A 17,525-nucleotide genomic window follows, 5' to 3' on the forward strand; every position below is an offset into this window, starting at 1 on the left:
AAAACGGAAAACTCAAAACTCAAAACTCAAAACGGAAAACTCAAAACCGTAGCCGCCGCCGCCCCTGCTCTAAACTAAAAAAAGCCCGGAACCAGTAGTTCCAGGCTTGTCCAACTATCCACTAAACACCTTAAATAAAACCAGCCACATCTATTGTACTGGACGGGCACTGGTTCATTTGGTCAAAATGGTTTTTTAGTTCTTACGCATTTACAAAGCCCACTCCAACGGTTGCGTGGGAGAATTCGTCCACTAAAATGAATGCTCCGTTAGCCGGGTTTTCAGCGTAAGCATCCGCAAAAACCGGTTTGGCTACTTTGAGTCGAATAGACCCTATTTCGTTTAATTTAAGTTGGCCGGGCGATGCACTTTTTTCCAGTGACTGTACGTCAATGAGCTCTTCCAACGCCAGTACCTTCGCTTTCGTATCATTGATACCGTGCTGCAATAACAACGTTTTACCGGGGGCCAAAGCCTGATAATCCAGCCAGCAGACGTGAGCCGAAAATTCCCGATGCTGAGTAGGCTCCTGGCCTGCTTTCACCAGCATGTTACCCCGTGAAACGTCTATATCGTTTTCCAGCGTCAATACTACCGACTCGCGAGCGTGGGCTTGTTCCAGTTGCTGATCAAAGCGTTCGATCGTGGCAATTTTCGACCGTTGGCCCGTGGGCAATGCGATGACTTCGTCCCCTACCGAAAAGGTACCGCTGGCCACCCGACCCGCGTAGCCGCGATAATCGTGGTACTCTTCCGTTTTGGGACGAACCACGTACTGTACCGGAAAGCGAGCCGCCTGCGATGAATCTACTTTTACCTGGTCATCCATGGCTTCCAGCGTCTCCAGCAGCGACTGACCCGTGTACCAGGAGATTTCCTCGGATTTCTGTGTAACGTTTACGCCGTACAAAGACGAGATGGGGATAAACGCTACGCTTTGTCCCTCAAACTGCACCTGGGCCGCAATGGCTTCAAATTCCTGTTTGATTTCCTGAAAACGTTCCTGACTGTAGCCAACCAGGTCCATTTTGTTCACACAAACAATCACTTTCGGAATGCGTAACATCGCCGAAATGAAGAAGTGCCGGAAGGTTTGTTCAACTACGCCATGCCGGGCGTCCACCAGAATCAGGGAAACTTTGGCGTTGGAGGCTCCCGTTACCATATTCCGCGTGTACTCAAAGTGACCTGGGGTATCGGCAATGATGTATTTACGTCGGGGCGTACTGAAATAAATATGAGCTACATCGATCGTAATGCCCTGCTCCCGTTCGGCAATGAGGCCGTCCGTCAACAGCGATAAATCCAAGAAATCCAGCCCTTTGCGTTTACTGGCCGCGTCAAGAGCTTCAAGTTTGTCACGGGTAATGGATTGCGTTTCGTACAAGAGACGACCAATCAATGTACTCTTTCCGTCGTCAACCGAGCCAGCGGTAGCAATGCGTAAAATGTCCATGTATACAAAAGGGGATTACGTAAAGCCCTAGCTCCGACTTGCCCCGTTGAAGATTTTTTAATACTGATAAGCTTTCTCTGACAGCCTACGCTGTCGTGATCGTCCGGTCAACGCTTAGAAATAGCCCTGTTGCTTGCGTTTTTCCATCGCTGCCTCCGAGCGTTTATCGTCCATGCGGGCTCCACGTTCTGAAATTTCAGCCGACAGGATTTCTCCGATAATGTCGTCCAGCTCCGTTGCTTCCGACAGCACGGCCGCCGTACAGGTCATATCACCCACGGTACGGAACCGAACCGTTGCTTCATACGGAATCTCATCGGTATCTTTATTGATGTACTCGGAATCGGCCCAAAGCATACCATCCCGTTCGAATACGGGTCGATGGTGGGAGAAATAAATGGAAGGCAGGGGAATACCTTCTTCCTTGATATAATTCCAGACGTCGAGTTCGGTCCAGTTGGAGATGGGGAATACGCGAACGTTTTCACCTACGGAAATGCGTCCGTTCAGCATATCGAACAATTCGGGACGTTGCCGCTTGGCATCCCACTGGCCGAAGTCGTCACGTACGCTGAAAATTCGTTCTTTCGCCCGAGCTTTTTCCTCATCCCGACGAGCCCCACCAATACAGGCATCGAACTTGAATTCTTCAATGGCGTCGAGTAGCGTTACCGTTTGCAAAGCGTTGCGGGAAGCGTACTTACCGGATTCTTCCTGTACTTTTCCCTGATTAATTGAGTCCTGTACGTACCGAACAATCAACTCGGCTCCTACTTCTTTTACGAGCCAGTCGCGGTATTCAATGGTTTCCGGGAAGTTATGCCCGGTGTCCACGTGCAGCAGCGGAAAAGGAATTTTCCCCGGATAAAAAGCTTTCTGAGCCAGGCGTACCAAGGTAATGGAATCCTTTCCTCCCGAAAACAGAATAGCGGGCCGCTCAAACTGAGCGGCTACTTCCCGCATGATGTAAATAGCTTCATCTTCCAGCTCACGGGGGAAAACAGGGTTTTCCAAAGCAGAAGCAGGAATCAAGGACTTATCTCCGAATGAACTCATAGTCAGACTTGTAAAGGTTTTCCGTAGCCGATTTTCGAAAGACCGCCCGGAAATGATCTATTTTTTACACGATGCACTTCTACGCTGAGTGTAGTCCACACTCTTTTTTCGACTCTTCCCACCACCAGCGACCAGCCCGGGGGTGCTCTCCCGGCTCAATAGCCCGGGTACAGCAGGCACAGCCGATACTAATAAATCCTTTGCGGTGCAGCGGATTATCAGGAACGCGGTATTCCGCCAGATGAGCCAGTACCTGATCGTAGGTCCAGTGTATCAGCGGGTTGTATTTCAGGACCTGATTTCCGTTATCCCATTCCAGAACGGGCATATCAGCCCGGTTTTCGGATTGCTCCGCCCGTAAACCCGTAATCCAGATTTCAGCTCCGGTCAGGGCCCGTTTCAGGGGTTCAATTTTACGAATGAAGCAGCACTCTTTGCGATTTTCAACGGAGTAATAAAAACTGTTGAATCCTTTTTCCTGCAGGAGTGCTTCTACGCGTTGCGTGTTCGGGAAATACGTCTCCAGGGACTGGTTGTACTTGGCCCGTGTCGCATCCATCAGATCATAGGTCTCCTGAAATAAACGACCGGTATCCAGGGTAAAGACCCGTACGGGCAAGTGGTTTCGGAAGATAATGTCCGTAATGACCTGATCTTCCTGCCCTAATGAGGTTGAAAATACTACTTTTCCAGGAAATCGTTCGGTAAGTAAGGCGATAGCCTCAACGGGTTCCAGAATTTCCAGCTGGGGTCTTAACTCCTGTATTAATGCTTCGTTGTTCATACGCTTCACCGGGTTCTTCCGCCGCCGATCCTTCGTTTTTTGATACGATCGACAAAAATAGATAATGTCTATAAATTAGATAGAATGATTAACCGATTTTATCAAGCAAACTGTTCATTACGCTGCTGCCTTTTGGCGAAATTCCATGCTAACAAAAGCTATTCACGGATTACTCAATCATCATAAAACACTTATGTTCAGAAGATTAAATACAAATATATTTGTTTTGACCTTTTTTCTTTCCCGGATCTAAACAAAAAGTGACTCTATCTTTTTCTAAGCATCTTTTTCTTCTCTTAGCCGGATCTACTCTACGTATTGACCAAACAAAAGCCCCGCTCTAGTCAGAACGGGGCTTTCCTGCGTAAGGTATTGAGCAGATCAGCTACCTACAAATTTTTCGGCCTCACGGGCTTTCTCTTCTTCCTGCTGGGAGAGTTCTTTGAACTCTTCATCGTGATTACGTTTGTGCTCAAGATTTTCTTTCTCCTGGCTTACTTCATTTTCTGAATTCTTTTTTTCTACCTGCTCTAAAAACTTCTCTACGGTAGGTTCTGGATTTTGTGATTCTTGATTTTCCATAACATAGCTGTGTTTAGTAGGTAAGCATTATTAAAATTTGATACCGACTCCATTCGCTTCGTAACGCGTAGGTTTTCCCCAATATGGGACGGATCAGGCGATACAGTCAGTGGCATCACTTTTGCCCATCTTCAGGTATCTGTATGACTAATATACCTCATCTTATGGAAACGATCCAACCCACTCGCCCGGCTCCCGGAGAAAAATCATCTGACATTCATCGTGACACGCCTTCTGAGACGGCTCAGGAATTAGAACTTGAAAAGTCCATGGACGAAAACGAAGGTCCTTTAGGATTGGGTGACGAGTCGGCGTATCCGAAGGAAACCCGTCAGCAGGAAGACCGCTCGGTACAGAACGTTTTTCCAGGCTCAGCACCTGAAATTCCGCCGGTTTCACCGCCGACACCCGAAATTCAGCCGGATCTGCCTAATGTTCCCGGCACGTTCCCGGATTTACCGCATGCTCCTGAAGAAACGCCGGATGTCGTACCGGAAGCTCCCGACGAAACCCCTCCAATGCCGGACATTCCTGAGCAGGCTCCTATCCGGCCCGATGAAATCGGAGAAGTAGAGAATATTCATTCTTCCGAAGAGGCCATGCCCGTACCTACGGCAATTTCGGAGGCAGACCAACAGAATCGCCTTCATCCAGCCTTATAAAAATCTGTCTTTCAACCAAATACGTAGTTATCCATTATTCAATTATACGATAGAAGTATGGCAACTGAAATGGAAAATCTTATTGATCAGCTGGACCTGCTGGTTAAAATCAATATTGATCGTACCAATGGCTATACGGTAGCCGCCAGAGATGTTGAAGATCCACAACTAAAAGTCTTGTTTGAGAAATTAGGGAAAGAAAGTGAAGACTTCGCAGAAGATTTAGGAGAAGTCTTGAAAAAGTACAAACAGACTCCGCCTGAAACGGGTACAACCGCTGCTCGTTTTCATCAATTCTGGATTGACATTAAAGAAAAATTACTCGGAAAAGATCGGGATGCCATTTTAAGTTCTTGCGAAGCGGGCGATGAAACAGCCCTTGCTACGTATACGGAAGCGTTAGCTCACGATAAGATCCAGACTTTGCCCGGTCTTCAGGTTTTGCTGGAAGGTCAACAAACGATTATTGCCCAGGATTTATTGCTCATTCAATCGTTACGCAAAGAGGAAAAAAACATTTCTCAGGCGTAATACATGGTTTTGGAATGGTATTAGTGATAGTCTTGGCATAACGCGGTATCCAACATCACCAGGCGTTGATCTTCGATTTGTTTTTTAAGACCCATGTTTAATCACTTTCAAAGTTTATTTTATCATTCCTGACCATGGAAAGAGCTGACAATCACCGCCTAGACTATTGGCTTAATGCCTTAATACACGCTCACGAAGGACGCGTTCGTGTATATCACACCTTAGTTACCCGCGTAAACTGTCTGTTGGTAAAGCCCTTTCTCATGCGAGGAATGACCAGCAGTAGTCTTTGCAAAACACAATTGGTCAATCAATTGTGGAATTATGGGGGAAGAATGTCCTATGATGTGGTATCTGCCCCACAGTGGAACGACGTTCTTGATCATGATAACTATGAACAAGATTTGCGTAAAAAGGTGGATGACAATCTGCTGATGCTCTATCGTAATGCATTACGCGAGGATCTACCCGAAAGCGTACGACAACTGCTCACCAGTCAGTGGAAATTACTAAAATCTTTCACCAACCGACTGGCTGAACTGGAACCAGAGCCAACCAATCATTACTTGATGCGAGCTTAGTTTAGTTCAATTTTATAGACGAAAAAAAAGAGGGAAGAACGCACTGTTTCTTCCCTCTTTTTTTTCGTCTATAGTGCCGTGGGTATTGGAATGAATAAAGTCGTTCTGAAAGACCGTATTCGTTGCCAGGAAGGTTATAAAGTCAAGCAGTTCCAGTATGAGCCTATTGCGTACGTAACGTATCACTTTCCTGTACAAAAGCTGAATCTTTATCGGTTACTGCTCCAACGCCTTTTGTACCCGTGGGGCTATTGGTGAAGAGACCTCCAACAATGGCCCAGATAACACAGATAGCTACCATGGCACCAATGAATATGAACAGTTTACGCATATTCGGATTTTCGTTCTGCGGAGTATTAATCGGTTGCTGAGCCATAGGAATATTGGTTTGATTGAAGTATTTAGCGTTGCTAACTAATTTAAAATTGTTGTGCCTTTTCTCTTTGCAAGTTCAAGTACTTGCGGATCAGATTGTTATAAACGAAAGACCCGCTGAGCGGGTCTTTCGTTATTGCAAAAGTTGTAGACTATTTTTCCCGTCTTAAACTTCTCCGGGCGTCTTCGATTTTATCATCCAGATCATCCATGTATTTCGAAACATCGCGTTTAGCCTTTCTCCATTCGCGACCGGAAGACTGATTGATGCTATAGTATTTTTCGAACAGCTCGGCACGACTCTCCTGCAGATCATCCCGCATGGCTTCCCGGCGACGACGATCCCGGCGAGTTTCGCCCTTCTGTTTGTCGTCTAATGATTCGATCCGATTGTTTAACTCATTAATCTGATCGTCGAGTCGCTCGGCCAGTTCACGTTTTTCGCGTTCTTCCGATGAATCCTGGCGGTTGGAACGGCGGGAACTCCGGTCCCAGTCCTCATCTCGGTAACGGTCGTCCCGATCATCGTAGCGACGACTGTTTCGATCGTCATTGTATCGATCATCGTAACGGCGGCGATCCCGATCGTCCCGATCCCGGTCATCGCTGTAACGATCCCGGCGAGAACGATCTTCGTAGCGGCGATCCTCGTCCCGGTAACGATCTACATCGTCACGGTCACGGCGTTCGCTACGGAAGAAGTTGCGGTCCTCATCCCGACGCTCCCGATCGTCTCGACGGTCATCGTCTTTACGATCTTCTGATTTTTTATCTTCATCTTTCCGGTCATCATCCCGGCGGTCTTCGTATTTTTTTTCATCATCTCTCCGCTCCTCGTACCTTCTGTCGCTGTCCCTTCTTTCATCGCGTTTTTCGTCACGATACCGGTCCATATCTGACTCATCCCGACGAGCTTCTCTTTCCTCACGTTCTTCCTGACGACGATCTTTTTCTTTCTCTTCGCGTCGTTCCTGTTTATCCCGATTTTCACGGTAAGCGGTGCGGTTTGACTCTCCGCGTTTGAGGCTACTCGAAAAATTGTCCAGTCCTGCACATGAACTTAAAAACAGTCCGGTAGCTAAAGTTCCTAGTAAAATGATGTGACGTTTCATAGCCATTTTTTAATTAGTACACTAGCTGCAATGATGGGTAGTCGTTTGGGTAAGGCTAGTGTAGTAGTTGGTTGGATGTTAGAAATTATAACGCAAACCTGCGTTCAACTGAGGACTCAGATAGAAAAAGGCCGGCAGTAACTCCGCATATAGTCCTCCTTCTACGAAAAGAGAATACGGGCTTCGCTTCGAGAGAAATTCAACCCCACCTACCACCGTAGGTCCAATCCCAATACTGCGATCGTTTGCAGTGCTATTGATATCGGGGTAATACTTCCGTGAAGTCAACTGAGCCCCTACCCCTCCGTAAAGTGACATTCGTTCCTTGAATGCTGGAGCATACCAGAGGTAATTGGCGTTAATGGCAAACCCAACACCTTTGAGCCGACCTTTCCGGTAATCGCTCGTACCGCCGAACAAACCTCCATAGGTTCCTATGTTTACATCGAAGGCATTACGGTCACCATACTTCCGGATATTAAGACCCGTAGGCTGACCAATTTTCAGGCCTAGAGCCCAATCTTTAATTTGAGCGTGTACCAGCGTCGTACAGCTCACAAAGAATAGAGAGATAAGAATTTTTTTCATGGGTCGTTCATCTTTGACGGGTAAACAACTACTGAACTAAGTAGATTACCATTAATAAATGAAAATATGTTAGTCATTTACTAACAATTTTCATGCCGTTGTACTTTTCCTATGCTTATCTAAGAAATTCAGGTGCCTACTGAATTAATCAACGTTTTTGGGGAAATGCCTACCCACGCCTTGAATTGGTTTACCCCTTCTGTACCCGGCACAAAACTTTCTTTCATCCTCCGCAAAACCCAAAACAGCTATGAAAACTGAAGAAGTGTTAGGAACTCTTTCGCCCACTACCCGGGAGCGTGCCTTACTGATTGCCAAACGTTTAATGCGTGGCGGTAGACGGAGTCCAGCCGAAGCTATCAAGATGGCCAGCGAACTGGCCCGGCGATGGGCCTGGCGTCAGGTACCCGCCCGACGTTTGTCAGAAACCTATTATAATTAGCTTTACTATTATCCTACTTACTACTTATGGCTTCCTATCAAAGACTCAAAGATTCCGTAGCAATGATCACCGGTTCCAGTTCTGGCATCGGAAAAGCAATCGCTATTGAAATGGCCCGTGAAGGTGCCTCGGTTGTAATCAATTACCATAAAACGTCCGAAGGTGCCGAGGATGCCTTAGCTCAGATTGAAGCCTTTGGTGGTAAAGGCATTATTGTGAAAGCGGATGTAAGCGTAGAAGAAGATGTCAAACAAATGTTTGATAAAACGCTGGAAGCCTTCGGAAAGCTGGATATTCTTGTGAACAACTCGGGTCGTCAGGTTGATGCTCCTTTTCTGGAAATGACTCTTGACCAGTGGGAAGCCGTCATCTCGACCAATCTGACCAGTCAGTTTATCTGCTCAAATCTGGCTGCCCGTCAGTTTGTGAAACAGGCCGAAGCGAATCCTTCCCAAGAGGCAAACGCTATTGGTAAAATCATTTGCATGAGCTCGGTTCATGATATGATTCCCTGGGCTGGACACGTCAACTACGCTGCTTCGAAAGGCGGTGTACTGATGTTCATGAAGTCTATCGCTCAGGAACTGGCTCCTTTGAAAATTCGGGTGAATGCCATCAGTCCGGGAGCCATTAAAACGCCGATCAATAAAGAAGTGTGGAGCGACCCCGAAAAGATGCCCGCTCTCATGGATCTGATTCCGTACAAACGCATCGGTAAACCGGAAGACGTGGCTAAACTGGCCGTATGGCTTTCCTCAGACGAATCGGATTATATAACCGGAGAAGCGATCTATATCGACGGAGGTATGATGCTGTATCCAGAATTTGCAGACAATGGTTAATTCCTTTCATGAGACAAAAAAGAAGGGATGCCTCAAACGGAGATCCCTTCTTTTTACTCTGGTTTGGATTAGATCAACTGTGAATCGTAAACGACTACTTTATTCCAGAGATGTTTGTTTTTGTCGATAAAGGCTTTGTGCTCGGGGTGTACCAGATAGGTCTGCTCATCTTTAGCGGAGGCGAAGACCAGCATAACTGAGAAACTGTAGGTACCATCCGTCACCGCCTTATCAAATTCTGTAACGACGGGCTTACCGATGTGAGCGTGTTTGATCACGGACAGCTTGCCCAGACTCTTCAAGGCATTCAGTAACTGATCGTGTTCAGCTTTATTTTTCGGATTTTTCAACCAGAAAAATACGTGGTGAACAAAGGTTAGTTTTTCATCGGCCTGGGGTACTGCACCGGCAGCCGCAACAACGGAGGCATTTTTCACAAATGATCGACGATCCATGGATTGAGGTTATGATAGAATTTGACTGAATTAAGCTATTAATCTAAATTACGATCCTGTTTCTTGATTTCGCTTCGTTGCATAGAAACGCGAACTTTCTTGATTCGTTTCTGATCAGCGGCGAGTACCCGGAACGTGAATACATCATGAATTACCTCTTCATTTACTTTGGGTAGACGTCCAAATAACTCCAGTAACAATCCGCCTAACGATTCACTATCGCCGCGTACGTTCCCAAAGACGTCGATCCCCATGTTCATCACTTTGGTTACATCGTTGAGCGAGGTTTTTCCTTCAAACACGTACGTATTTTCATCAATCTTCGTGTACTGAATTTCTTCTTCATCATATTCATCACGAATGTCCCCTACAATTTCTTCAATGATATCTTCGAGCGTAATCAGTCCTTCGGTTTCGCCGTATTCATTCACGACAATCGCCATATGGACGCGTTTTTCCTGGAAATCATGGAGCAAATCGTCAATCTTTTTGCTTTCGGGAATAAAATAGACGGGTCTTACATTGGCCTGCCATTCGTAATGTTCGTCTTTATCAATGTGCGGTAATAAATCCTTGATGTACAGAATACCTTCAATCTTGTCGATCGACGTTCGATAAACCGGTACACGCGAGTAACCCGACTTATTGATTTTATCCATCAATTCGTGGAAATCCAGCTCTATATCGAAAGCAGTAATATCCATCCGGGACCGCATAATCTGTCGGGCCGAAATACTACTGAAGTTAACGATTCCCCGAAGAATCTCTTTTTGCTCCAAGGACGTATCCTTTCCCGTTGTGATTTCCAGGGCGTGGCTGAGTTCTTCGGCAGTAATGGTATAGCCTTTCCGTTGTACCCGTTTTTCGATAATATTGGAAATACCCATCAACGGTACCGAGATCGGTCGAAAGAGAAACTGAGCCGCTTCAATCACCGGAGCTGTAATCTTCAGAAAACGAATCGGATTCTGATTGGCCCAAACCTTAGGTATCAATTCACCGAAAAATACAATCAGAAAGGTTACCCCAACGGTTTGAATCACTACGCCGACCCAGGCCGCAACTCCTTCGCCCAGGGCTTCCTTGGTAGCAATGGAGGTCAAGGTGACCAGCGTAATGTCGAGTAAGTTCTTGAAGATAAGAAGCGTTGCCAGTAACAACTGCGGATGATCGAGCAATTTGGCAATCCGGCGTTCGGCGGCGTTGTCGCTATCCCGAATCTCGTTACGGGCGTCGAGTGAGAGAGAAAAAAAGCCTACTTCTGAACCGGCAGCTAAAGCCGAGGCGGCTAGTAATAACAACAGCATAAGGCCGTTGCTGATGTAGAATCCGGCACCTACCGCGTTGGCGAGAGGTGCCCAAATAGGGAATGGGTCTAAAATATCGCCCAGGGTAAGGGCGGATTCAGTGAGCAAATGTGGCTCCAAGTCAGGAAGCGTTTGGTGAAACGTAAGCCAAGGTAGCAAAAAATTGAATCCGTTAACCCCGACCGATTTGCAAAACAATCAGGATTAACGGATATGTACTAATTATCGTCAGCAGATTTAATGCCTAGAAAGGTAAATCGTCTTCGTCGCTACCACTGTTGAAAGCAGGAGCCACCGGCGTAGTTGGCCGGGGAGCTGCGGGAGTCGCTGCCGCCGCAGGAGCTGGCATACTACTCGTCGAAGCTGGCGTAAAACCACCCTCTTCAGTACGTCCACCGCTACCCATCAGGTTAAGTTCCATTACCCGTAAACGTAAAGCTGAACGGGTGTTGCCCTCTTTATCGGTGAACTCTTCCATCCGTAAACGGCCCTCCAAATACACCTGATCTCCTTTTTTCAGGTATTGGGAAGCGATGTCGCTCAGGCGTTCCCAGGCTTCTGCCCGGAACCAGGTCGTCTGTTCTACTTTTTCGCCCGTACGGGTTGTGTATGATTCAGTAGTAGCCACACTAAATTCCGTTACTTTAGCTCCGCTGGGAAGCGTCCGCGTCTCGGGATCACGCCCAAGATTACCGATTAAAATTACTTTATTGAACGTCCGTGCCATGTTAAAATAGTCAGTAGGATTGAATGTGAAATTACGAAATTTCCCGGGTAAATCAAAGCGAAATTTTCGGGTACTGCTCTACCGATCAATCAGTTATTTTACTCATCCACTGATCAATAAATTTAAGTACTAATACCGATTTAGGTAATTGATCAATTGCCTCTGGGGTATACCAATGCAAAGGTTCAGGTAAGGCTAGTGGTCGGGTTATTTTCAAATGCCAAAAACGCGTTTCGATACGTTGATGCGAGAGTATGTGCGTATAGACGGGCGACTCATTCAGCAGTACTAACTCCGGTAGTAAGGGTTTCAGACTAGCCTGTTGACTAAGCGTTTCCCAATCCAGCAGTTGTTCATCTTCGATCAGCAGAAAATCAAACATATTCGTCCAGACGTCTTTTCCGGTCCGTTCCCGCATGGCCAGCCGACCCTGTTCGTCTTCCAATACTATGTAGTGAAAGAAACGGTCGCGTACTTTCGCCTTCTTCGCTTTGACGGGAAGTTGACTCTGTCGTCCTGTGAGATTCGCTTCGCATACCTGATTAAACGTACAGAACATACACTGGGGTGATACGGGTACGCACTGGGTCGCACCGAAATCCATGATGGCGTGATTAAACAAGTCCGGATGCTCAGCTGAAATCAGGGAATTCGCCAGTTGGGTAAACTGGGCTTTGGCAGCGTGACTGGTAATGTCCGTTTCGATCCCGAATATACGCGAGAGCACCCGGTAGACGTTCCCATCCAGTACCGCCACTTTTTCGCGAAAGGCGAAGGAGGCAATGGCTGCTGCCGTATAGGGGCCGATTCCTTTGAGTTTCAGTAGCTCCTGGTACGTAGTGGGGAAAACGCCGCCGTAGTCTTCCACAACAATTTTAGCCGTGCCATGCAGATTTCGGGCTCTGGAGTAATAGCCCAGTCCCTGCCAAAGTCGTAATACCTCCCGCTCGTCGCATTCGCCAGGTCGGTAATGGTTGGAAACGTTTCGATGAAGCGGTAGTAATAAGGCATTCCCTGCACAACCCGCGTTTGCTGGAGGATGATTTCCGAAAGCCAGATGTGATAGGAATTGGTGGTATGTCGCCAGGGTAAATCCCGGCCATAACGTTCGTACCAAGCCAGTAGTTTGGGAGCAAAAAAATCGTTGGTCATTTCAGGGTGTAAAGCAGATGAAACTAAAAGAATCAAGCCACTTTATACGGGCCGACAGACTGGCAGAAGTGAGGTAAAAGTGACAAAAACGAGGAAAAACACAGCCCTCTACGTACTTAGTTTTCGTCACGAAAAGAGATATAATTCGCTAAATACGAGTCGATTACAAAAAAAATATTGACCAGATTTCTGAATAATTGTTTTGCAAATGAATTCAAACCCGTACTTTTGTGCCTCTAAAATTTTGAGCCTTAGGCACTTTCTCAATTAAAAATCATTATAAACCTTTTAAAGTTTACCCAAGTGACCAAAGCAGACGTGATCGCAAAAATCGCCGAAAAGACCGGCATTGACAAAGCTGATGTAGCTCAGAGCCTGGAGACATTCTTCGGCGTGGTGAAAGAAGCTCTCGTGGATGGCGAACCGGTATACGTTCGCGGTTTCGGCAGCTTCGTGAATAAGAAGCGGGCGAAGAAAGTAGCACGGAACATCTCTAAAAACACGACGATGGAAATTCCTGAGCACTACATTCCTAGCTTTAAACCCGCTAAAGAATTTACGGAATCAGTAAAAACTTCTGAAAAAGCTAGCCAGGCCGTTTAAGCCGCTGGTATAGCTCCGGATATGCAGGGTAGGAAGAAGGCTAACAATCATGCTATACTTTCTTTCTGCCCTCCTGTCCAGATTTTTTAAGTACCCAATGAATTGATTTGCTTTGGTAAGTGTTGAATTTGTGACTTTCTCTATCTGCTGAATCGTATTCGCTAAACGTTAGTCTCAAATTTTTAAAATCATTGCTCCTGTGAAGAAATCATTTATTACCCTTATCGTTGTTGCTGTTGCTTCGATTGGCGGGCTGTATAGTCTGCCGAAAGTAGCCGTGAAGGATGATAAACGAGCCACGGAGAATAAAGTACCAACGCAGTCAGAAGCGTCCAAACCCTCAGCTCCGGCCGCTGAAACCCATCTGCCCCCCGTCCCGGCTGAACAACGTAAAGCCATCGACGGAGCCCGTCAGATTTTCGAAAGTACCAACCACTCCACGAGCGAACGCATTAGGGCCGGCGAGCAATTGGCGGAACTCTTTACTCAAGTGAGCCGGTTTGACAGTGCAGCTTATTTCGCCGGAGAAATCGCTGGACTACAACCGACGGTCGAACGCTACTTGAAAGCGGGCGATCGGTATTACGAAGCCTTTACGTTTGCCCTTGATTCAGATAAAGCGGCAACGCTAGGTCAGCAAACGCGGGATTGGTACCAGAAAGCCCTGGACCAGAATCCGAACCTGCTGCAGGCAAAAGCCAACCTGGCCATGACTTACGTATCCACGGCGAACCCCATGCAGGGGATTGGCATGTTACGCGAGCTTCTGGAACAGGATCCGGACTTTGAACCTGCCCTGTTCAACCTGGGCATTCTTTCCATGCGTTCCAACCAGTACGAGAAAGCGGTTGGACGTTTCGAACGAATCCTGCGGACTCACCCCAACAGCACCCGCACGATGTTTTATCTGGGCATCTGCTACGCTGAAACGGGCCAAAAAGAAAAAGCCAAACCTCTGCTGGAAGAGGTTCGGAAAAAAGAAACTGACCCGTCCATTCAGGCGGGTGTCCGGGAATACCTGGAGCAGTTAAAGTAATTTTTTTAACTCGGTTGCTGGTTTCCGGGTGATCAAATGATTCCTGCGAACTGACAACTTTAAACTCATTTTCAATTATGCCTTGCGGAAAAAAACGTAAACGCCACAAAATCGCTACTCACAAACGTAAAAAGCGGCTGAGAAAGAACAGACACAAGAAGAAATAACATCGAGTGGAAAGTGAAAGGTGAAAAGTGTAGTTTTTTCACTTTTCACTTTTTGACTTTTCATTTTTCACTCCTTGGGCTGGCCCGATTGGGTTACAGCCTTTTTGTGTATTCACCCAATTCTGTTCGAACCGAGTAAATGAATAAGAAAAGTTAAGTCAGCATCGCTTTCGTGTCGCTGGAAGCGTTTCTTATGGGTTTACTCTAAACCCTCTGAGCATCACCTGTGAGCAATGAATTAGTTATCAATTCGACTCCCAAAGGTGATAGAATCGCTCTTTTGCAGGACAAAAGAATCGTTGAATATCACTTTGAAGAGTCAGAAGAGCACTTCTCTGTGGGCGATATCTACCTGGGAACGGTCAAAAAACTGGTCACCGGGCTCAATGCCGCTTTCATAGATATTGGGTACGAGAAAGATGCCTTTCTTCATTACCTGGACCTGGGGCATAACATCAATTCACTCAACAAGTACACGAAAGATGTAATTGCCAAACGGGTGAGTGATGGCATGCTGAATGGGTTCGAGATGGAGCCTGAAATAGACAAGCATGGAAAGATTGACAAAGTCTTAACCAAAAATGCCCCTATTTTAGTCCAGGTCGTAAAGGAGCCTATTTCAACCAAAGGCCCCCGACTTTCCTGCGACATTTCCATTGCAGGCCGTTTTCTGGTACTGGTTCCTTTTGGACATTCGATTAATATTTCCAAAAAGATCACCAGCAAGCAGGAACGTCAACGCCTTCATCGGCTTGTACAGGGCATTAAGCCGCCCAACTTTGGAGTAATCATCCGTACAGTCGCTGAAGGAAAAGAATCGGAGGAAATTGAACTCGACCTGCGAAGCCTGCTGGCCAAGTGGGATGCGGGGATGAAAGCCCTCCGGGACGCCAAGCCCCGTGATAAAATCATCGGTGAGATGAGCCGGGCTACGTCCATTATGCGGGACATGCTGAATGATAACTTCGACAGCATTACGCTCGACCATAAGGAAATGTACGAAGAGGTTCGATCGTATGTTACCCAGATTGCTCCCGAGAAGCAGAATATTGTTAAATTCCATCAAGGGAAAAACAAGGTATTCGAACATTTCGGCATTGAAAAGCAGCTCAAAATGCTTTTCGGACGTTCGGTAAGTTTACCGGGCGGTGGCTATCTGATCATTGAACATACGGAAGCCTTACACGTCATTGACGTAAACTCTGGTAATAAATCCAATCAGGAAGAAAGCCAGGAAGATACGGCGGTCAATGTAAACATTGAAGCAGCCAAAGAAATTGCCCGTCAGTTGCGGCTTCGGGATATGGGTGGAATCATTGTCATCGATTTTATTGACATGAAAAAGCCCGAGAATAAGAAGCAGATTTATGACGTGATGCGGGAGGAAATGAAGCTCGATCGTTCGAAATTCACCATTCTGCCCCTCACTAAATTTGGTCTTATGCAGATTACCCGGCAACGGGTACGGCCCGAACTCAACATTCAGACTCAGGAAGTTTGTCCACCTGCGGTGGAACGGGAAAGATTACGGCGAGTATTGCAGTCTCAGACATTGTTGAACAAAATCTGGATTACATACTCAGTAAGCAGAATGAAAAAGGATTACGGATCATGCTCCACCCCTACCTTTATTCATACTTTATGAGCGGTTTTCCGTCTCGCCGAATGAAGTGGTGGCTGAAGTACCGAATCTGGGTAAACCTGGTACAGGACAGCTCACTAGGTGTTACCGAATTCCATTTTTACAATAAGTCCGGCGAGCCGATTGAGGTACACGGATAAATGTATAAGAACGAAAAGGCCGGAATCACTTGATTCGCTTTCGTTCTTATACGTAATTGCGAATCAGATCTTTCAAATGCTCTGGATTTCGACTGCGTTTTAATTCCTCCTGCAATTGCTGAATCGTAGCCTTCAGGCGTTTAATTTCCTGAGCAAACTTGGCATCCATCTGCCGGGGTTCTGCTACGAAACGGGCCTGAAAATCACTTTTCCGTACTTCGTTCAATTGACTTTGTAACTGATCAGCCTGCTTTTTCAGAGCCTGATTGTACGCGGCCATTTCCTGAAAATCGTCCGTCTGACTAGCCTCGGGCTGCTCACTTTGTAATTTCAATAAGGCAAACCAGTTGCCCTGCTGATAGGCTTCCGTAAGCTCCTGCATCAGCCGGGTTTTATGCTCCCGTTGTACTTCGTCACGCTCACGATCCGGGTGCAGGCGTTTCACCAGATTCATGTATAATTTACGCAACGGGATGAGTTCAGTCGGTACGACTTCGGGTAGCTGTACGGCCTTTTTTTGCTTTCGTTTTTCCTTTTTCTCCGCTCGTTTCTGTCGTTTCTCCTCCTGCCGGGCCTGCTGTTTCGCCATCTGTTCGGCTACATACGCTCTTAATTCCTGCTCGTTCTTGAGGCGGACGCCTTCAAAACTAATGCCGTATTGCTGAGAAAACAGCTCTTTCAGTTCCTCAAGTCGGTCCTTCTCGGCTTTCGTTTCCTGGCCCGTATGCTCATTGTAGATGGCCCGCAGCTCTTCCCGTCCAAACCGTCGGATCAGTACCGATGATTCCTGGATGATAAATTCCCGTAAAGCCCCTTTCTCCGCTTTTTTGAAGGCCTTGGAATGATAGGCATCATTGAAAAGATGTACCCGGCGGACGTGAGCGTCTACTACGGCTTCTTCCAGCGGTAGAATTTCCTGCTTCACCCGTTCGCGGGCCATTGCCTCCCAGCTTTCGTAATTCTGAAGGTCCTGCCGTAGCTGCTCGATTCGTTGCAGGTACTTCTGAAACGTTTCCTGCACGTCGGATAGCGTCGCTTTTCCAGGGGTCGGTATTAACTTTTCCACGCGTGAATCTGATTAAACTGCAAAGTACGGGAAGAGTTTAGTTCAAAAGAATAGGGCCTACCGAGTGTCTTTTAAAAATCGTAGCCCAATAAGTAGGCCTTTCACGATCGTACAGGATCCTGCTTCACCTTGATAGAATCGTTCGTTTTTATGATAGGATTGAAGACGTACCAAGTAAAGGTTATCCTTTTCCTTTGAAGCAGGATTAGTCATTGCCTT

19 protein-coding genes and 1 pseudogene are annotated in these 17,525 nt (G+C 46.7%); 8 read left to right on the top strand and 12 right to left on the bottom strand.

Annotation, left to right across the window (positions count from 1 at the left end; translation table 11 throughout):
• Nucleotides 1-202: 202 nt before the first annotated feature.
• From BWI93_RS09525 to BWI93_RS09540, 4 genes are all read right to left on the bottom strand, one after another.
• Nucleotides 203-1,456, bottom strand: a complete 1,254-nt coding sequence (locus BWI93_RS09525; protein WP_094810591.1) for a sulfate adenylyltransferase subunit 1 — start codon at nt 1,454-1,456, stop codon at nt 203-205.
• Between the two features lie 114 nt (nt 1,457-1,570).
• Nucleotides 1,571-2,512, bottom strand: coding sequence for a sulfate adenylyltransferase subunit CysD (cysD, locus tag BWI93_RS09530; RefSeq protein ID WP_094810593.1), 942 nt, complete (start codon nt 2,510-2,512; stop codon nt 1,571-1,573).
• A 79-nt stretch (nt 2,513-2,591) separates the two neighbouring features.
• Nucleotides 2,592-3,296: a phosphoadenylyl-sulfate reductase gene (locus BWI93_RS09535; protein ID WP_094810595.1), complete on the bottom strand. Its 705-nt coding sequence runs from the start codon at nt 3,294-3,296 to the stop codon at nt 2,592-2,594.
• Nucleotides 3,297-3,677: 381 nt separating this feature from the next.
• Nucleotides 3,678-3,878 carry a hypothetical protein gene (locus BWI93_RS09540; RefSeq protein WP_094810597.1) on the bottom strand — a complete coding sequence of 67 codons (201 nt, stop codon included), beginning with the start codon at nt 3,876-3,878 and terminating at the stop codon, nt 3,678-3,680.
• 164 nt (nt 3,879-4,042) lie between these two features.
• On the opposite strand from BWI93_RS09540, the gene BWI93_RS09545 reads away from it, so the two are divergent.
• The 3 genes from BWI93_RS09545 to BWI93_RS09555 all read left to right on the top strand — a co-directional run bounded on the left by BWI93_RS09545 (nt 4,043) and on the right by BWI93_RS09555 (nt 5,652).
• Nucleotides 4,043-4,540, top strand: coding sequence for a hypothetical protein (locus BWI93_RS09545; RefSeq protein ID WP_094810599.1), 498 nt, complete (start codon nt 4,043-4,045; stop codon nt 4,538-4,540).
• A gap of 69 nt (nt 4,541-4,609) precedes the next feature.
• Complete coding sequence (locus tag BWI93_RS09550) at nt 4,610-5,071, top strand: PA2169 family four-helix-bundle protein (RefSeq protein ID WP_158242747.1); 462 nt, start codon at nt 4,610-4,612, stop codon at nt 5,069-5,071.
• A gap of 263 nt (nt 5,072-5,334) precedes the next feature.
• The gene (locus BWI93_RS09555) at nt 5,335-5,652 is read left to right on the top strand and encodes a hypothetical protein (protein ID WP_141217411.1); all 318 of its coding nucleotides are present in this window, start codon (nt 5,335-5,337) and stop codon (nt 5,650-5,652) included.
• 163 nt (nt 5,653-5,815) lie between these two features.
• Here the strand turns inward: BWI93_RS09555 and BWI93_RS09560 are convergent, their stop codons facing one another.
• The 3 genes from BWI93_RS09560 to BWI93_RS09570 all read right to left on the bottom strand — a co-directional run bounded on the left by BWI93_RS09560 (nt 5,816) and on the right by BWI93_RS09570 (nt 7,727).
• A complete protein-coding gene (locus BWI93_RS09560; protein WP_094810605.1) occupies nt 5,816-6,028 on the bottom strand; it encodes a hypothetical protein in 213 nt (70 codons plus the stop codon).
• Between the two features lie 151 nt (nt 6,029-6,179).
• Nucleotides 6,180-7,139 carry a hypothetical protein gene (locus BWI93_RS09565; RefSeq protein ID WP_141217412.1) on the bottom strand — a complete coding sequence of 320 codons (960 nt, stop codon included), beginning with the start codon at nt 7,137-7,139 and terminating at the stop codon, nt 6,180-6,182.
• Between the two features lie 78 nt (nt 7,140-7,217).
• Nucleotides 7,218-7,727, bottom strand: a complete 510-nt coding sequence (locus BWI93_RS09570; protein WP_094810609.1) for a hypothetical protein — start codon at nt 7,725-7,727, stop codon at nt 7,218-7,220.
• Between the two features lie 250 nt (nt 7,728-7,977).
• Between BWI93_RS09570 and BWI93_RS09575 the strand changes: the two genes are divergently transcribed.
• A complete protein-coding gene (locus tag BWI93_RS09575) occupies nt 7,978-8,169 on the top strand; it encodes a hypothetical protein (protein ID WP_094810611.1) in 192 nt (63 codons plus the stop codon).
• A 26-nt stretch (nt 8,170-8,195) separates the two neighbouring features.
• Nucleotides 8,196-9,011, top strand: coding sequence for a glucose 1-dehydrogenase (locus BWI93_RS09580; RefSeq protein WP_094810613.1), 816 nt, complete (start codon nt 8,196-8,198; stop codon nt 9,009-9,011).
• Nucleotides 9,012-9,079: 68 nt separating this feature from the next.
• Here BWI93_RS09580 and BWI93_RS09585 read toward each other — a convergent pair whose 3' ends face one another.
• The 4 genes from BWI93_RS09585 to BWI93_RS09600 all read right to left on the bottom strand — a co-directional run bounded on the left by BWI93_RS09585 (nt 9,080) and on the right by BWI93_RS09600 (nt 12,617).
• Nucleotides 9,080-9,466, bottom strand: a complete 387-nt coding sequence (locus BWI93_RS09585) for a Dabb family protein (protein WP_094810615.1) — start codon at nt 9,464-9,466, stop codon at nt 9,080-9,082.
• Nucleotides 9,467-9,504: 38 nt separating this feature from the next.
• Entirely contained in the window at nt 9,505-10,893 is a 1,389-nt protein-coding gene (gene gldE, locus BWI93_RS09590) for a gliding motility-associated protein GldE (protein WP_233207828.1), read from the bottom strand.
• A gap of 124 nt (nt 10,894-11,017) precedes the next feature.
• Nucleotides 11,018-11,500, bottom strand: coding sequence for a single-stranded DNA-binding protein (locus tag BWI93_RS09595; RefSeq protein ID WP_094810617.1), 483 nt, complete (start codon nt 11,498-11,500; stop codon nt 11,018-11,020).
• 85 nt (nt 11,501-11,585) lie between these two features.
• Nucleotides 11,586-12,617, bottom strand: a complete 1,032-nt coding sequence (locus BWI93_RS09600) for an A/G-specific adenine glycosylase (RefSeq protein ID WP_369679129.1) — start codon at nt 12,615-12,617, stop codon at nt 11,586-11,588.
• A gap of 314 nt (nt 12,618-12,931) precedes the next feature.
• Between BWI93_RS09600 and BWI93_RS09605 the strand changes: the two genes are divergently transcribed.
• From BWI93_RS09605 to BWI93_RS09615, 3 genes and pseudogenes are all read left to right on the top strand, one after another.
• Nucleotides 12,932-13,255: an HU family DNA-binding protein gene (locus BWI93_RS09605; RefSeq protein ID WP_255157790.1), complete on the top strand. Its 324-nt coding sequence runs from the start codon at nt 12,932-12,934 to the stop codon at nt 13,253-13,255.
• A gap of 199 nt (nt 13,256-13,454) precedes the next feature.
• Nucleotides 13,455-14,291 (top strand): lipopolysaccharide assembly protein LapB, encoded by an 837-nt coding sequence (locus BWI93_RS09610; protein WP_094810621.1) that lies wholly within the window; start codon nt 13,455-13,457, stop codon nt 14,289-14,291.
• A 393-nt stretch (nt 14,292-14,684) separates the two neighbouring features.
• Nucleotides 14,685-16,240: pseudogene (locus BWI93_RS09615) on the top strand (ribonuclease E/G).
• Between the two features lie 46 nt (nt 16,241-16,286).
• On the opposite strand, the gene BWI93_RS09620 reads toward BWI93_RS09615, so the two are convergent.
• Nucleotides 16,287-17,306 carry a J domain-containing protein gene (locus tag BWI93_RS09620; protein WP_141217413.1) on the bottom strand — a complete coding sequence of 340 codons (1,020 nt, stop codon included), beginning with the start codon at nt 17,304-17,306 and terminating at the stop codon, nt 16,287-16,289.
• Nucleotides 17,307-17,525: the final 219 nt, after the last annotated feature.

The sequence above is a fragment of the Siphonobacter sp. BAB-5385 genome, assembly GCF_002261125.1.
In the GTDB taxonomy this organism is placed as follows: domain Bacteria; phylum Bacteroidota; class Bacteroidia; order Cytophagales; family Spirosomataceae; genus Siphonobacter.

Coding starts and splice junctions, on each gene's coding strand:
- BWI93_RS09570 (WP_094810609.1), bottom strand. CDS start 7,727: ATGAAAAAAATTCTTATCTCTCTATTCTTTGTGAGCTGTACGACGCTG.
- BWI93_RS09555 (WP_141217411.1), top strand. CDS start 5,335: ATGCGAGGAATGACCAGCAGTAGTCTTTGCAAAACACAATTGGTCAAT.
- BWI93_RS09535 (WP_094810595.1), bottom strand. CDS start 3,296: ATGAACAACGAAGCATTAATACAGGAGTTAAGACCCCAGCTGGAAATT.
- cysD (WP_094810593.1), bottom strand. CDS start 2,512: ATGAGTTCATTCGGAGATAAGTCCTTGATTCCTGCTTCTGCTTTGGAA.
- BWI93_RS09545 (WP_094810599.1), top strand. CDS start 4,043: ATGGAAACGATCCAACCCACTCGCCCGGCTCCCGGAGAAAAATCATCT.
- BWI93_RS09560 (WP_094810605.1), bottom strand. CDS start 6,028: ATGGCTCAGCAACCGATTAATACTCCGCAGAACGAAAATCCGAATATG.
- BWI93_RS09565 (WP_141217412.1), bottom strand. CDS start 7,139: ATGAAACGTCACATCATTTTACTAGGAACTTTAGCTACCGGACTGTTT.
- BWI93_RS09595 (WP_094810617.1), bottom strand. CDS start 11,500: ATGGCACGGACGTTCAATAAAGTAATTTTAATCGGTAATCTTGGGCGT.
- BWI93_RS09580 (WP_094810613.1), top strand. CDS start 8,196: ATGGCTTCCTATCAAAGACTCAAAGATTCCGTAGCAATGATCACCGGT.
- BWI93_RS09575 (WP_094810611.1), top strand. CDS start 7,978: ATGAAAACTGAAGAAGTGTTAGGAACTCTTTCGCCCACTACCCGGGAG.
- BWI93_RS09540 (WP_094810597.1), bottom strand. CDS start 3,878: ATGGAAAATCAAGAATCACAAAATCCAGAACCTACCGTAGAGAAGTTT.
- BWI93_RS09525 (WP_094810591.1), bottom strand. CDS start 1,456: ATGGACATTTTACGCATTGCTACCGCTGGCTCGGTTGACGACGGAAAG.
- BWI93_RS09550 (WP_158242747.1), top strand. CDS start 4,610: ATGGAAAATCTTATTGATCAGCTGGACCTGCTGGTTAAAATCAATATT.
- BWI93_RS09585 (WP_094810615.1), bottom strand. CDS start 9,466: ATGGATCGTCGATCATTTGTGAAAAATGCCTCCGTTGTTGCGGCTGCC.